Source organism: Microbacterium sp. KU4F (assembly GCF_056868075.1).
Genome location: NZ_CP200324.1, coordinates 2106501 through 2120622 on the forward strand (window position 1 = coordinate 2106501; position 14122 = coordinate 2120622).

Consider the following 14122-nt stretch of genomic DNA (forward strand, 5'->3'; position numbering starts at 1 on the left):
TGGTCAGACCTGCGCGATGTCGATCGACTCGATCACGACGGGCTCGACCGGCCGGTCGCCGGCTCCGGTCGGAACCTGGGCGATGGCGTCGACGACCTGACGCGACGCGTCGTCCGCGACCTCGCCGAAGATCGAGTGCTTGCCCTGGAGCCACGGGGTCGGGTCGGTCGTGATGAAGAACTGCGATCCGTTCGTGCCCTCGACGGCTCCCGTGATGGCGTTGCGGCGCTGACCGGCGTTGGCCATGGCCAGCAGGTAGGGCTTCTGGAAGGTGAGCTCCGGGTGGATCTCGTCGTTGAACGTGTAGCCGGGGCCGCCCACGCCCTGACCGAGCGGGTCGCCGCCCTGGATCATGAAACCGGGGATGATGCGGTGGAAGATGACCCCGTTGTACAGGGGGCCGGAACCGGGCTGACCGGTGGACGGGTCGGTCCACTCTCCGGTGCCGTCGGCGAGGCCGACGAAGTTCTGAACCGTGCGGGGTGCGTGATCCCCGAACAGGTTGACGACGATGTCGCCGTGGTTGGTGTGAATGGTGGCGACGGCGGTGTGCTGAGGCATGTTGTCATTGTCTCAGAGTTCGCTGCAAGCCCTGCCGTTCGGGGCCGATCCCTCTGGCAAGATGGGCTCACGACTACCCACGGATTAGGGGGATCTCGCATGAGCCTCAGCCGCAAGCGTAAGAAGGAGCTCCGGAAGCTCCAGGGCCACGCCAACAAGGTGTGGGAATCGCAGCAGGTGCTGGTCGGTGAAGCGGCGGACATCGCTCGCGAAGCCGGCCGCCAGCTCGGCAACTACAACCGCGAGCACGTGGTGCCCGCGGTGCGCGAAGGGTACGACCGCTACGCGGCACCGTACGTGGACCGCGGCGTCAACATCTCGAAGCACGTGCTCAGCGACAAGGTCGTTCCGGCCGCGGGTGCGCTCGTGGGCGGCGCCCTCTCGGTGTGGGATGCGGCGGGCGACACCCGTGCGCGCATCGCTGCCGGACGCGGCATCGACCTCGACCCCGCCACGTACAAGAAGAAGGCGGCCAAGTACGGCGCGAAGGCGTCGAAGCAGCTCGCCAAGCGCCTCGCCGTCGAGTCCCCGAAGAAGCGGGGCATCGGCGCCGGCGGCGTGATCGCGCTCATCTTCGGTGTCGCCGCGGCCGCAGGCGTGCTCTACGCCGCCTGGCAGACGCTGCGCGCGGACGACGAGCTGTGGGTCGCGGACGACCCGCTGAGCGCGCCCGACGCGTGAACGAGGATCCGACGAGGCGGGTGCGGGAAGCCGCATCCGCCCTCGGTCTTTCGGTGGAGGTGCGCGAGCGCCCCGAAGCACGGAGTCTGCCTGAGGCGGCCGGGCTCCTGGGGATCTCGCCCGTCGACATCGTGAAGACGCTCGTCGTCAAGCGCAGCGACGACACATTCCTCTTCGCCCTGATCCCGGGCGACCGGGCCATCGCCTGGCCGAAGCTGCGCCAACTCGTGGGCGTGAACAAGCTCAAGCTGCCGGATGCCGACATCGCTCTCGCTGCGACCGGCTACGAGCGCGGGACGATTGTTCCCCTCGGCAGCACGACAGCCTGGCCCGTCTTCGCCGACGAGTCGATCCGCGGACGCCGCATCGCGCTCGGTGCGGGTGCCCATGGATTCAGTCTCTTCGTCGACGCAGACGCCCTCCTGCAGGCGCTCGACGCCACCGTGGCGGACATCTCCCAGCCACTCTGAGCGGCCGCGGCCGTTTCAGCCGCGCGCGAGGTCCGCCTGCGGGATCAGATACTCCCGCTGCAGCCAGTCTCCGAAGTGCGCGCGGGCGAGGCAGCTCTGAGCCGAAGAACAACCGATCACGGGGTCGTGTGCGGCGTACACCGCGAACAGCGAGGCCTTGCGCTCCAGTTGTGCTCCGGTGATGTTCGCCGCTCGCTCGGCCGACGGATAGCCGACCGCGTACTCGACCTGCGCGCTGGGCGCGGCGCCCGCATCCACGGCGCGAGAGACGAGCGTTCCGACGGACGAGTGGTCGGGGTGATCGCCTGCCGAGTCCGGCGCCTCCTTGGGCAGGTGTGTGAGCACACGATCCGGCGCGTAGCCGGCGAGGATCTCGGCGATCGACTTCTCCAGCGTCGCGACCGATACGGATCGCCCCGCGTCGATCGTGCGCAGCGACGGGAGTGCGCCGCTGAGCAGCTTCTCGAGTGTCTGCTGACCTGTGTAGATGAACGTCGTCCCGCTGAGTCCGCCGTCCGGAAGCCGCAGGAAGAGGAGGGACACGCGGTCGTCGTCACTCGGCCTGGTCATCGTGACCGTCATGCCGCTGGCGAGCGTGACCGAGCGGTCGATCCATTCCCCGCTGCGCCCGAGCATGGCGTCGTAGGCCGCACGGATGCCCTTCTCGCGTTCGCTGGCGTAGGTGGATTCACCCTCTCCCGCATCCGAGTAGGTGAAGAAGAAGGTGCGCACACAGGCACCGCTGCCCAGTTCATCGTCGATGACCGGATTGCCGAAGATCAGGTCGTCGTCGTAGTGAGCCCAGAAGGAGACGACCGTGCGGCCCGCACACGGCTGTTCGATGAAACTCAGCGGCGAGGTGAAGGAGGCCACATCCGTCCGTCCCAGAGCCGACGGGATGTCTGCGCACTGATCCGACGACGCGAAGAAGAGCGCCGCCTCCGCCGCCGGCTGGGGCGCCGCCGCGATCTGAGCGCCCAGAGCAGTTGCGTCGATCCCGAGTCCCGTGGAGCAGCGATCGACGATGGTCTGGACATCGTCTGCGGCGAGCGTGTTCGGCGGTGCGGCGGGGGATGTGTTCTCGCTCGTCGGAGCGGGGGTCTGCTGCCCGCTCGCCGTACACCCACCGATCCCGAGAGCCGCGACCATCACGGCCGCAGCAGACAGAACACGCCATCGCACCACTGATCATCCTCACTGCACGTCCGGCGATCATACGTGCCGAAGATCACGGCTGCGTCGACGTTGTGTTCCATCCCGCCATCCGGCGTCCGATGTCGACCAGCCGTACGCGGCGGAGAGCGTCGGCCTCCTCCGGCGTGAACCACTCGGCGCGGTCGGTGGATCCCCCCACCTCGTTGCGCAGGCGCCCGCCTGTGATGTGCGCGCGATACACGATGCGCAACGTGTGCAGCGCGGATGCGGTCTCCGCGAGGCGTTTCGTGGCAGGGATCACGCGCGAGTCGATGCCGAGCAGCTCGTCGACGATCACTCGGTAGCCGGTCTCCTCACGCACCTCGCGTCGCACTGCCCGCTCGGGATCCTCGCCCTCCTCGAGCCCACCTCCCGGGAGCGTCCAGGCGCTGCGACGACCTTCGTTCCAGTGGGCCAACAGGATGCGTCCGGCATCGTCGGTGATGATCGCGTAGGCGGCGACACGCATATCCATGACGTGACTTTACCGGGGTGTGGATAACTCGCGCTGCCGTTCACGATGCTTCGCTAGCGTGACCGCGTGCCTCTGGACCCCGAAGAATCCCTCGCGCAGATCGAGCGCGACGTCCGTCAGAGCGCTGACCGCGCCGCCAAGATGCCCGCTTTCGAAGCCACCGTCTCCGCGATCCGCGGCGCCGCGTGGTCGTCCGCGCGCGACGTCTACGTGCAGGTCGACTCGACCGGCCGCGTCCAGACGCTCCGCCTCGGCGAGTCGGCTCTCGCGCGCGGCGCACAACGACTCGCCTCCGACATCCTCGCCACGATCGTCTCGGCCGAGAAGAACGCTCACGCGGCGACGATCGACGCCGTCTCCGAGCTCCTGGGCGACGACGACCCCATCACCGAACAGCTCCGCTCCACCGACACCCCCTGATACGTCTGAAAGAGCCTCGAATGACCGAGAACATCGCCCTGGATTTCGATCGGCTCCGGCAGCATGCCGCGCTGGTCACCTCGCTTGCCGATGACGTCACCGGCGCCATCTCGATGCTGAAGGGAGGCGATCTCGCCTCCAACGCCTTCGGCATCCTGTGTGCCTTCCTCGTTCCCCCGTCGATGGCGATGTCCGCGGCGGCGACCGGCCTCTTCGGTGCGGACCAGTCTCTGCTGCTTCGCACGGCAGGAGAGCTGCGCAGCACCGCCGCGCAGTGGGAGCAGTTCGAGGACGACACGGTGACCACCCTCCGCGACCTCGAGAATGCGCTGGGCCTGTGATGACCACTCCCGCCGCCCTCGCCGCATCCGGCTCCTCCTTCGCTTCGCCCTACTCCGGCAGCAAGCTCCTCGATTCCGGCCACGCGCTCTCGCAGGCCGTGCGCAACGGCGATTGGCTCGTGGGCGGACTCGCCTTCCTCGACACGCTGGGCAACGCCGCGGCCGCGCTCGCGGATCCGATCGGGACGCTCGCGAGCATCGGGCTCGGCTGGGTGATGAAGTACCTCAAGCCGCTGAGCACCTGGCTCGACCAGCTGGCCGGCAGTGAGGCCAACGTGGCCGCCGTCGCTCAGCAGTGGACCAACGCCGGCAGTGCGCTGCGCGACACGGGCAACACCCTCGTGACGCGCCTGTCCGATCTCGACGGCCTCAGCGGTGACACCGTGCGCACCTACGTGCGCTTCGCGCAGGACACCGCGAAGCACATCGCCGCGACCGGGGACTGGGCCGATGCCGCGGCCGGCGGTCTGCGCAGCGCCTCGTCACTCGTCGCCAAGATGCAGGGTGTCGTGAAGAACGCCATCTCGCAGGTGGTCGCCACAGCGATCGAGGCCATGGCGGTCGTCGCCGCATCCTTCGGCCTCGGCATCGGCTACGCGATCGCCCGTGTCGTCACCAAGGTCAACCAGCTGGTGAACAAGGTCGTGCGCCCCCTCACGCAGGTCGTGCGCTCGGTGAAGTCCCTCGTGGGCTTCGTGCAGCAGCTCGGCTCGCTGTTCAAGAGCACCGAGCGCCTCAGCTCGACCCTGCTGGGCGGCGGCGCGAAGTCGGCCACCGTGAACGCGGGAGCCGTCGTGGACGCGTCGGGAGCCACCCGCCTCGGCAACACCGCACAGGCGAACCTCGTGAATGCCGGGCAGAAGGCCGACAACTGGCACTTCACGCCGACCGCGGTGGTCTCCACGGGCATCGGTGCGGAGGGAACGCTCACCGCCGACGGATCGACGCTCGGCGCCGCGGGCGTGGGAGCAGTCGCCGTCGGCGGCGCGCACGGTTCCGTCGACGGCGGCAGCATCGGTGCCGGCGGGGCGTACGCATCCGGCGGCGGCGCGTCCGGCGGCGGCGCCGGCACGAGCACCCCGTCATCGATCATGGGCACGGGTGCTGCGGCATCCGCCGCCACGGCGGCGAGTGTCGGCAGCTCTCACGCCGCGGCCGCTGGCTCTCGCACGATGACACCGGGCGGCATGATGGGCGGCGCCAGCCGCGACGGCGGGCAGCGCAGCGGTCTCGGCATCCGTCAGGTGGTCCGCGAGATCGTCATCGAAGCCGATGCGGGCGAGGAAGAGCTCGCCACCGCAGAGCGCGACTGAGTCCTCCCTCGAACGCCCCTGTGCCGGTCGGTACGGGGGCGTTCGTTCGTTGCTCGTGGACGGCTTGGCCGATTCAGACACGTTGGCAGAATGAACGACCGCCCAGACGCAGAAGCCTCCGCGTGTGACGCGGAGGCGGGGAAACTGTGGAGCCTAGGAGATTCGAACTCCTGACATCCTGCTTGCAAAGCAGGCGCTCTACCAACTGAGCTAAGGCCCCGTGAGAAGGGTGGTGGGGCTACCAGGACTTGAACCTGGGACCTCTTCATTATCAGTGAAGCGCTCTAACCGCCTGAGCTATAGCCCCTCGGCACCTCGCGGCGCCAACCTCCAAGACTTTACCGGATGCGGACCGGTTTGACCAATCGCAGTCAGTTGGAGGTGAAGCCGACCAGCAGACCGCCGGTGACCTTGACCGCGAGGTTGTAGATGCCCGCGATGACCGCACCAAGAACCGTCACGACGATGAGGTTCAGAATGGCCACGACGGCCGCGAACGCCATCACCTGCGGGAGCCCCACGAACTGGCTGAGCGCGAGCGAGCCGTCCGAGAACGACTTGAAGAACTCGTCGGCCTGGCCGATGAGCCCCGTCGTCTGCACGACCAGGTAGACCAGCAGGAACGACACGACGGTGACGATCGCCAGAGCGACAGCCGCCAGGAACGACAGCTTCACCGCCGACCAGAAGTCGACGTAGACGAGGCGGAGACGAACCTGCTTGGCGCTCGTCTTGCTGCTCGACTTCTTGGCGAGCTTGTCGGCTACCGTGCTCATGCGTCAGTACTCTCCTCGGGAACGGTGGCGGCCGGCTCGGTCTCCTGGGATGCATCGGTGTCCGCTGCATCCGCAAGGCGCCGCTCGCTGTTGCGGGCGATCGCGATGATCCGGTCGTCATCATCCGGTCGGGCGAAAACGACGCCCATGGTGTCGCGACCCTTCGCAGGGACCTCGGCCACGGCAGAGCGTACCACCTTGCCGCTGGCAAGAACCACAAGGACCTCGTCGTCGTCTCCGACGATCAGAGCGCCCGCCAGATCGCCCCGATCCTCGTGCAATTTGGCCACCTTGATGCCCAGTCCACCGCGGCTCTGGACGCGGTACTGGTCCACATCCGTGCGCTTGGCGTAGCCGCCCTCGGTGACCACGAACACGTCACCGTCGACGGAGGCGACGGATGCCGACAGCAGGCTGTCGTCGCCGCGGAACGACATTCCCTTGACGCCCTCGGTGGAGCGGCCCATGGGGCGCAGCGACGCATCCGTCGCCGTGAAGCGCAGCGACATACCGTGACGGCTGACCAGCAGGATGTCGTCGCTCTCGTCGACCAGGAGCGCGCTGACGAGCTCGTCCTCCTCGCGCAGGCGGATCGCGATGACGCCGCCCTGTCGGTTCGTGTCGTACTCCGACAGGCGCGTCTTCTTCACGAGGCCGCCGCGGGTGGCGAGCACGAGGTAGGTCGCGACCGCGTAGTCGCGGATGTCGAGGATCTGCGCGATCTCCTCGTCCGGCTGCAGCGCGAGCAGGTTCGCGACGTGCTGACCCTTCGCGTCGCGGCCGGCCTCGGGGACCTCGTAGGCCTTGGCGCGGTAGACGCGTCCCTTGTTCGTGAAGAACAGCAGCCAGTGATGGGTCGTCGTGACGAAGAAGTGCTCGACCACGTCGTCCGCGCGCAGTTGGGCGCCCTTGACGCCCTTACCGCCCCGGTGCTGCGAGCGGTAGTTGTCGCTGCGCGTGCGCTTGATGTAGCCGGCGCGGGTGATGGTGAGCACCATCTCCTCTTCCGGGATGAGGTCTTCCACGGACATGTCGCCGTCGAACCCGTAGAGGATCTGCGTACGACGCTCGTCGCCGTACTTCGCGACGATCTCCGTCAGCTCCTCGCGCACGATCGTGCGCTGACGGGCGGGCGTTGCCAGGATGTCCTGGTAGTCCGTGATCTGCGCCTGCAGCCTTCGGCCTCGTCGATGATCTTCTGCCGCTCGAGGGCAGCCAGACGACGCAGCTGCATCTGGAGGATCGCATCAGCCTGGATGTCGTCGATATCGAGCAGCTTCTTCAGCCCGCCGCGCGCATCGTCGACCGTCGCGGACGCACGGATGAGGGCGATGACTTCGTCGAGCGCGTCGAGCGCCTTCAGGTACCCGCGCAGGATGTGCATGCGCTCTTCGGCCTTGCGCAGGCGGTACGCCGTGCGACGCACGATCACGTCGATCTGATGCGTGATCCAGTGCGAGACGAAGCCGTCGAGCGACAGGGTGCGCGGCACGCCGTCGACGATCGCCAGCATGTTGGCGCCGAAGTTGTCCTGCAGCTGCGTGTGCTTGTACAGGTTGTTCAGGACGACCTTGGCGACCGCATCCCGCTTGAGGACGACCACGAGTCGCTGACCGGTGCGGTCGCTCGACTCGTCGCGGATGTCGGCGATGCCGGTGATCTTGCCGTCGCGGGCGAGGTCGCGGATCTTGACGGCGACGTTGTCGGGGTTCACCTGGTAGGGCAGCTCGGTGATCACGAGGCACGTGCGGCCCTGGATCTCCTCGATGTTGACCACCGCGCGCATCGTGATCGAGCCGCGACCGGTGCGGTACGCCTCGATGATGCCGCGCGTGCCGAGGATCTGCGCGGAGGTCGGGAAGTCGGGGCCCTTGATGCGCTGGATGAGCGCCTCGAGCAGCTCCTCCTGCGTGGCCTCGGGGTGATCCAGCGCCCACAGCACGCCGTCGGCGACCTCGCGGAGGTTGTGCGGCGGGATGTTGGTGGCCATGCCGACGGCGATACCGACGGAGCCGTTGACGAGGAGGTTCGGGAAGCGCGCCGGGAGCACGACAGGCTCCTGCGTCTGCCCGTCGTAGTTGTCGACGAAGTCGACGGTGTCTTCCTCGATGTCGCGCACCATCTCGAGCGCGAGCGGAGCCATCTTGGTCTCGGTGTACCGGGGGGCCGCCGCGCCCTGGTTGCCGGGGGAGCCGAAGTTCCCCTGGCCGAGAGCCAGCGGGTAGCGCAACGACCACGGCTGAACGAGGCGCACGAGCGCCTCGTAGATGGGGGAGTCGCCGTGCGGGTGGTACTGGCCCATGACCTCGCCGACGACACGGGCGCACTTCGAGAAGGACTTGTCGGGGCGGAAGCCGCCGTCGTACATGCCGTAGATCACGCGACGGTGCACGGGCTTGAGGCCGTCTTCCACGCGCGGCAGCGCGCGGCCGACGATCACGCTCATCGCGTAGTCGAGGTAGCTGCGCTGCATTTCGGACTGCAGGTCGACCTGGTCGATGCGACCGTGGTCGTGCTCGGCGGGCTCCGTCGTCGGACGCTCTTCGTCAGTCATTCGTCTCTTCTTCTCTGCGTCGGTGTCGTGTCATCTGACGGATGCGGCTCGCGCCGCATCCGGGTGGATCAGATGTCGAGGAACCGGACGTCCTTGGCGTTGCGCTGGATGAAGTGGCGGCGGGATTCGACGTCCTCGCCCATGAGCGTGGAGAAGATCTCGTCGGCCGCGGCGGCGTCGTCGATCGTCACCTGCAGAAGGGTGCGGGTCGACGGGTCCATCGTTGTCTCCCAGAGCTCCTTGGCGTTCATCTCTCCGAGACCCTTGTAGCGCTGGATCCCGTTGTCCTTCGGGATGCGGCGACCCGCCGCGAGCCCCTCGGCCAGCAGTGCGTCGCGCTCGATGTCGCTGTAGACGTACTCGTGCGGCGAGTTCGACCACTTCAGGCGGTAGAGCGGCGGCTGTGCCAGGTACACGTAGCCGGCTTCGATGAGCCCGCGCATGTAGCGGAACAGCAGCGTGAGCAGCAGCGTCGTGATGTGCTGGCCGTCGACGTCGGCATCGGCCATCAGCACGATCTTGTGGTAGCGCGCCTTCTCGATCGAGAAGTCCTCGCCGATACCCGTGCCGAAGGCCTGGATCATCGCCTGCACCTCGTTGTTGCCGAGGGCGCGGTCGAGCCGGGCGCGCTCGACGTTGAGGATCTTGCCGCGCAGCGCCAGGATCGCCTGCGTGTGCGGATCGCGACCCTGCACGGCGGAACCGCCGGCCGAGTCGCCCTCCACGAGGAAGATCTCGCTGATCGAGGGGTCCTTGCTCGTGCAGTCTTTGAGCTTGTCGGGCATGGAGGCCGACTCGAACACGCTCTTGCGGCGCGCGGTCTCGCGGGCCTTGCGGGCCGCCATCCGTGCGGTCGCGGCGTCGATCGCCTTGCGGACGATGTTCTTCGCCTGCTGCGGGTTGCGGTCGAACCAGTCGCCGAGCTGATCGCCGACGACCTTCTGCACGAACGCCTTCGCCTCGGTGTTGCCGAGCTTCGTCTTGGTCTGACCCTCGAACTGGGGCTCGGAGAGCTTGACCGAGATGACGGCCGTGAGGCCCTCGCGCACGTCGTCGCCGGAGAGGTTGTCGTCCTTCTCCTTGAGGAGGTTCTGCGCGCGGGCGTACTTGTTCACGAGGGTCGTGAGTGCCGCACGGAAGCCCTCTTCATGGGTTCCACCCTCGTGCGTGTTGATCGTGTTCGCGTAGGTGAACACGTTCTCCGTGTAGGAGGTCGTCCACTGCATCGCGAGCTCGAGCGCGATGTGCCGCTCGGTGTCCTCGGACTCGAAGTCGATGATCTCGTCGTTGACCGCATCCGCCTTGCGCACACGGTTGAGGTACTCGACGTAGTCGACCAGACCGCGCTCGTACAGGAACTCATCGTGGGGCTGCACGGCGACGACCTTGCCGTCGACCTCCTCGTCGACCGTGTGGTCTGCTCGCTCGTCGCGCACAGTGATGGTCAGGCCCTTGTTCAGGAACGCCATCTGCTGGAAGCGCGTGCGCAGCGTGTCGTAGTCGAAGTCGACCGTCTCGAAGATCGCGGGGTCCGGCCAGAAGGTGATGGTGGTTCCGGTCGCGTCGGTCGCCGAGCCCTGCGCGAGCGGGGCCTGGGGCACGCCGCCGTTGGCGTACGACTGGTTCCATTCGTAGCCCTGGCGCTTGACGCTCACCTCGAGCCGCGTCGACAGCGCGTTCACGACCGAGGAGCCGACGCCGTGCAGACCGCCGGAGACCGCATATCCGCCGCCGCCGAACTTGCCGCCGGCGTGGAGGACGGTGAGCACGACCTCGACGGTGGACTTACCCTCGGTCTTGTGGATGTCGACGGGGATGCCGCGACCGTTGTCGACGACGCGCACGCCGCCATCGGCGAGGATCGTCACTTCGATGCGGTCGCAGTACCCCGCGAGTGCCTCATCGACGGAGTTGTCGACGATCTCATAGACCAGGTGGTGGAGTCCGCGCGGGCCGGTGGAACCGATGTACATGCCGGGGCGCTTGCGAACGGCCTCGAGTCCTTCGAGAACCTGGATCGCGTCTGCCCCGTACTCGTTCCGTACCGGTTCGGGGGTGTTCTGTTCGTCGTCGGGAACGCTGGAAGGGGTGGGGGACGTCATAGGTTTCGAGCGCTCCGGTTCTAGTAGACGGACCTCCCCAGTCTATCAAGCGGAGGCTCTTCACGGGGCGTGTACGCCCGTGTGCCGTCGTAAACGGACGCCGGATACGTCCGTAGATGCCTTATCCGTAGGTATCTCGGGGACCGCGCCCTGGAACGGCTCTGGGACCCCATTTCCAGGAGGGGACGTCCGGGCCGACGAAGCGGACGTTCTGGACACCCGCATCCGGGAAGCGCTGAGCGATGGTGGTCACGATGTGCGTGCGCATCAACCGCAACTGCTTCGCCCAGGCGGTCGAGTCGCACTGCACAGTGAGCACGCCCGCATCCAGGCCCACCGGGCGGGTGTGTCTGGCGGTCTCCTCGCCGGCGACGACCTCCCACTGCCGGACGAGGTCCGCGCGCGCGAGAAGCGGGTCCCATCCGGCCTGTTTGGTCCAGTGCGCGAGCACGTCACCGACGCCGTGGGGATCTCGACCGGGGGTGAACGGCGCATCCTCGTCGCCTGTGCCGCGACGCGTGCGCCTCTTCGCCCCGCGACGCGACGTCGGCTCGAGACCGCGGAGACGCAGGTAGGTGCTGAGGGTCTCCGGGACCTCGTCCTCATCACTCATCGTCGCTGACCTCGAGGATGCGTCCAGCCTCGACGCGGACCGTGCGTCCGCGCAACTCCTCCGGGACATCCGCCTCGACCGCGGCGGTCACCACGACCTGCTCGAAGTCCGCCACGAGGGAGGCGAGCCGCATCCGTCTGTCGGCGTCGAGCTCGGCGAAGACGTCGTCGAGGATGACGATCGGGTCCCCCAGCAGCGAATCGGCGCGCAACAGCTGCGCAGAGGCCAGTCGCAGCGCGAGCGCCACGGACCAGGACTCGCCGTGCGACGCGTATCCCTTCACGGGAAGCGAGCGGATGCGGAGCATGAGGTCGTCGCGGTGCGGACCCACGAGCGTCACGCCGCGGTCGAACTCCGCGGCGCGCTTCGCCGCGAGGGCCGCGCGGAAGGCCTCGGCCGTCACGGCCCCCGACGCCACGCGCTGATCATCGCCCTCCTCCGGATCGAAGCCGGCGATGGAGTTGGCCCATTCGAGCTCGGGCGAGTGATCGGCGCCCGCGATCGCGGCGTAGGCGGCGACGAGATGCGGATGCAGGTCGGCGGCGAGCCGTGCGCGAGCCTCGATGATCTCGGTCCCGAGAGCGATGAGCTTGTCGTCCCAGACGTCGAGGGTCGGGAGCGCATCGCCGCGCAGCCCCCGGGCTCTCGCGGACTTCAGCAGCGCGGTGCGCTGCTTCAGCACGCGGTCGTAGTCGGCGATGACGCCGGCGAGGCGGGGAGAGGCTGTACGAGGAGCTGATCGGCAAATCTCCGGCGCGCGGAGGGATCTCCCCGCACGATCTGCAGATCCTCCGGGGCGAACAACACGACCTGCGCGTAGCGGGGCAGCTCCGCGGAGCGCACCGGTGCCCCGCCGACGCGGGCCTTGTTCGATCCCTGCTTGTTGATCTGGATCTCGAGCTGGATGTGACGCTCTCCGTGACCGAGCCGGGCACGGACGAAGGCCGCATCCGCTCCCGAACGCACCAGCGGTGCGTCGGCCGACACACGATGCGAGCCGAGGGTCGCGAGGTAGGTGACGGCCTCGGCCAGGTTGGTCTTGCCCTGACCATTGCGCCCGACGAGCAGGTTCGCCCCGCGGGTGAACTCGAGGTCGGCGTGTTCGTAGTTACGGAAGTCGACGAGACTCAGGCGTTCCACGATCACCGGACAACCCTACGGCGACGGTGCGACGCGGTCAGCGCAGCAGCAGGTTCGGCTGCAGCAGGTACTTGAACTCGCCCTCGCCGGCGCGCTCGACGGACGTCTGCGGCGTCACGAGGATCGGGCTGAGCTTGTTCGCGTTGTCGCTGGAGGTGAACGTGATGCGCGAGAACTCGCTGCGCACGGCCGAGAGCGATTCGAGCAGGTACTGCGGGTTGAGGCCCAGAGTGACATCGTCGCCGGTCAGTGTCGCGTCGACGGACTCGGAGGCACGGGCCTGTTCGGTACCCGACGCCTCCATCGCGACGCCTTCTGAGGTGAACGTGAAACGCAGCGGTGCGGAGCGGTCGAGCACGAGCGCGACACGGCGCACGGCCTCGGCGAGCTCGGCCGTGTTGACCACCGCGTGATGCGCGGTCTGCTCCGGGAACAGGCGACGCACGGGAGGGAAATTGCCCTTGATCAGCAGCGAGGTCACGGTCTTGTTGCCGGATGTGAAGGCGATGATCTCGCGATCGCCCGAGCCGGAGAACGCGATCGAGATGTTCTCGCCGTGTGAGAAGGTCTTGCCGACCTCCTGCAGCGTGCGCGCCGGAACGAGAGCCGTCGTGCTCTCGCCGTCGGTCGTGGCGGGACCGTCCCACGGGATCTCGCGCAAGGCGACCCGGTACCGGTCGGTGGCCACGAGGCTGAGCTGTGTGCCACTCACTTCGAGCTGCACACCCGTGAGCACCGGCGTCACATCGTCGCGCGATGCGGCGAAGGCGACCTGAGCGATCGCCGTCGCGAACTCCTCAGCGGGCACGAGACCGGACTCGCCCGAGACCTCGGGAATCGCGGGGTACTCCTGAACGGGCATCGATGCCAGCGTGAATCGAGCCGATCCACAGGTGAGCAGGATGCCGTCGTCGTCCACCTCGATCTGAATGGGGGCGTTGGGCAGGCGGCTGGCGATGTCGGAGAGCAGACGGCCGTGGACGAGGATCGTGCCGGGCGCATCCACCGAAGCCTCGATCGTGGTGCGCGCGGATGCCTCGTAGTCGAACGCCGAGAGGGAGAGCCCCTCGGACCCTGCCTCGATGAGCACGCCCGCCAGGATCGGCTGCGGGTTGCGCTGGGGCAGGAGCTTGACGACGAACGATACGGCTTCGCTGAAAACGTCGCGATTGACCTGGAACTTCACAGTGCTCCCTCTCCGGCGGGCTGGGCTTACCCATGCTAGTGCTGCGAATGGTCCAGGCGAAGAACACGCTCCTCGCCCCCAGAGGTGATCGCACGTCAATGAAGAGTGATGTGAGATTCATCTTGTTAACAGCTGTGCAAACTGTGGATAAGTCCGTGGATGACTCTCGGCGCATGGGAACTACACACGTGTGAGATGTGGACGCGCTGCGGACGGAGCTGTCGAACACGCATCGTGTCATTCCTCGGGCTCGAACGTTCTCCACACGCCATCGCCGTGTCGTTCACATCGGCCGT

Annotated in this window: 12 protein-coding genes, 2 tRNA genes and 2 pseudogenes; 5 read left to right on the top strand and 11 right to left on the bottom strand. The window is 67.5% G+C overall.

Annotation, left to right across the window (positions count from 1 at the left end):
- Nucleotides 1-3 precede the first annotated feature (3 nt).
- Nucleotides 4-561 carry a peptidylprolyl isomerase gene (locus AC1VNH_RS10720; RefSeq protein WP_243226270.1) on the bottom strand — a complete coding sequence of 186 codons (558 nt, stop codon included), beginning with the start codon at nucleotides 559-561 and terminating at the stop codon, nucleotides 4-6.
- 99 nt (nucleotides 562-660) lie between these two features.
- Here AC1VNH_RS10720 and AC1VNH_RS10725 point away from each other — a divergent pair, with 99 nt between their 5' ends.
- Complete coding sequence (locus AC1VNH_RS10725) at nucleotides 661-1242, top strand: DNA helicase (protein ID WP_460739197.1); 582 nt, start codon at nucleotides 661-663, stop codon at nucleotides 1240-1242.
- On the top strand, nucleotides 1239-1712 hold the full coding sequence (locus AC1VNH_RS10730; RefSeq protein WP_483111344.1) for an aminoacyl-tRNA deacylase: 474 nt from the start codon (nucleotides 1239-1241) through the stop codon (nucleotides 1710-1712). The genes AC1VNH_RS10725 and AC1VNH_RS10730 overlap by 4 nt, the downstream gene beginning before the upstream one ends.
- A gap of 15 nt (nucleotides 1713-1727) precedes the next feature.
- On the opposite strand, the gene AC1VNH_RS10735 is transcribed toward AC1VNH_RS10730, so the two are convergent.
- Nucleotides 1728-2861 carry a PIG-L family deacetylase gene (locus AC1VNH_RS10735; protein WP_483112720.1) on the bottom strand — a complete coding sequence of 378 codons (1134 nt, stop codon included), beginning with the start codon at nucleotides 2859-2861 and terminating at the stop codon, nucleotides 1728-1730.
- 79 nt (nucleotides 2862-2940) lie between these two features.
- The gene (locus AC1VNH_RS10740; protein WP_483111346.1) at nucleotides 2941-3381 is read right to left on the bottom strand and encodes an NUDIX hydrolase; all 441 of its coding nucleotides are present in this window, start codon (nucleotides 3379-3381) and stop codon (nucleotides 2941-2943) included.
- Between the two features lie 66 nt (nucleotides 3382-3447).
- Here AC1VNH_RS10740 and AC1VNH_RS10745 point away from each other — a divergent pair, with 66 nt between their 5' ends.
- From AC1VNH_RS10745 to AC1VNH_RS10755, 3 genes are read left to right on the top strand one after another with little or no spacing between them, the layout of a single operon-like run.
- Nucleotides 3448-3801, top strand: coding sequence for a hypothetical protein (locus tag AC1VNH_RS10745; RefSeq protein WP_243226274.1), 354 nt, complete (start codon nucleotides 3448-3450; stop codon nucleotides 3799-3801).
- Between the two features lie 20 nt (nucleotides 3802-3821).
- Nucleotides 3822-4142 (top strand): type VII secretion target, encoded by a 321-nt coding sequence (locus tag AC1VNH_RS10750; protein WP_234074093.1) that lies wholly within the window; start codon nucleotides 3822-3824, stop codon nucleotides 4140-4142.
- A complete protein-coding gene (locus AC1VNH_RS10755) occupies nucleotides 4142-5455 on the top strand; it encodes a hypothetical protein (protein WP_483111348.1) in 1314 nt (437 codons plus the stop codon). Before AC1VNH_RS10750 ends, AC1VNH_RS10755 begins: the two co-directional genes overlap by 1 nt.
- A 147-nt stretch (nucleotides 5456-5602) precedes the next feature.
- Here AC1VNH_RS10755 and AC1VNH_RS10760 read toward each other — a convergent pair.
- The 8 genes and pseudogenes from AC1VNH_RS10760 to dnaN form a co-directional block, all read right to left on the bottom strand.
- Nucleotides 5603-5675 (bottom strand) — tRNA-Ala (locus AC1VNH_RS10760).
- 10 nt (nucleotides 5676-5685) lie between these two features.
- Nucleotides 5686-5762: transfer RNA gene (locus AC1VNH_RS10765), tRNA-Ile, on the bottom strand.
- A 64-nt stretch (nucleotides 5763-5826) separates the two neighbouring features.
- Complete coding sequence (locus tag AC1VNH_RS10770) at nucleotides 5827-6231, bottom strand: DUF3566 domain-containing protein (protein ID WP_483111350.1); 405 nt, start codon at nucleotides 6229-6231, stop codon at nucleotides 5827-5829.
- Nucleotides 6228-8785, bottom strand: a pseudogene (gene gyrA / locus AC1VNH_RS10775) (DNA gyrase subunit A). Before gyrA ends, AC1VNH_RS10770 begins: the two are co-directional and overlap by 4 nt.
- 68 nt (nucleotides 8786-8853) lie before the next feature.
- Nucleotides 8854-10887 carry a DNA topoisomerase (ATP-hydrolyzing) subunit B gene (gene gyrB / locus AC1VNH_RS10780; protein WP_483111352.1) on the bottom strand — a complete coding sequence of 678 codons (2034 nt, stop codon included), beginning with the start codon at nucleotides 10885-10887 and terminating at the stop codon, nucleotides 8854-8856.
- Between the two features lie 121 nt (nucleotides 10888-11008).
- Nucleotides 11009-11500, bottom strand: coding sequence for a DciA family protein (locus AC1VNH_RS10785; RefSeq protein ID WP_460739214.1), 492 nt, complete (start codon nucleotides 11498-11500; stop codon nucleotides 11009-11011).
- Nucleotides 11493-12646 (bottom strand): annotated as a pseudogene (gene recF, locus AC1VNH_RS10790) (DNA replication/repair protein RecF). The gene AC1VNH_RS10785 and the pseudogene recF overlap by 8 nt, the downstream one beginning before the upstream one ends.
- A 31-nt stretch (nucleotides 12647-12677) precedes the next feature.
- A complete protein-coding gene (gene dnaN / locus AC1VNH_RS10795; protein WP_483111354.1) occupies nucleotides 12678-13826 on the bottom strand; it encodes a DNA polymerase III subunit beta in 1149 nt (382 codons plus the stop codon).
- Between the last annotated feature and the right edge of the window lie 296 nt (nucleotides 13827-14122).

Bases quoted from the DNA above. Each gene is read 5' to 3' on its own strand.
- AC1VNH_RS10770 (WP_483111350.1), bottom strand. From the start codon at position 6,231: ATGAGCACGGTAGCCGACAAGCTCGCCAAGAAGTCGAGCAGCAAGACG.
- AC1VNH_RS10750 (WP_234074093.1), top strand. From the start codon at position 3,822: ATGACCGAGAACATCGCCCTGGATTTCGATCGGCTCCGGCAGCATGCC.
- AC1VNH_RS10735 (WP_483112720.1), bottom strand. From the start codon at position 2,861: ATGGTCGCGGCTCTCGGGATCGGTGGGTGTACGGCGAGCGGGCAGCAG.
- AC1VNH_RS10755 (WP_483111348.1), top strand. From the start codon at position 4,142: ATGACCACTCCCGCCGCCCTCGCCGCATCCGGCTCCTCCTTCGCTTCG.
- gyrB (WP_483111352.1), bottom strand. From the start codon at position 10,887: ATGACGTCCCCCACCCCTTCCAGCGTTCCCGACGACGAACAGAACACC.
- AC1VNH_RS10725 (WP_460739197.1), top strand. From the start codon at position 661: ATGAGCCTCAGCCGCAAGCGTAAGAAGGAGCTCCGGAAGCTCCAGGGC.
- AC1VNH_RS10785 (WP_460739214.1), bottom strand. From the start codon at position 11,500: ATGAGTGATGAGGACGAGGTCCCGGAGACCCTCAGCACCTACCTGCGT.
- AC1VNH_RS10740 (WP_483111346.1), bottom strand. From the start codon at position 3,381: ATGGATATGCGTGTCGCCGCCTACGCGATCATCACCGACGATGCCGGA.
- AC1VNH_RS10720 (WP_243226270.1), bottom strand. From the start codon at position 561: ATGCCTCAGCACACCGCCGTCGCCACCATTCACACCAACCACGGCGAC.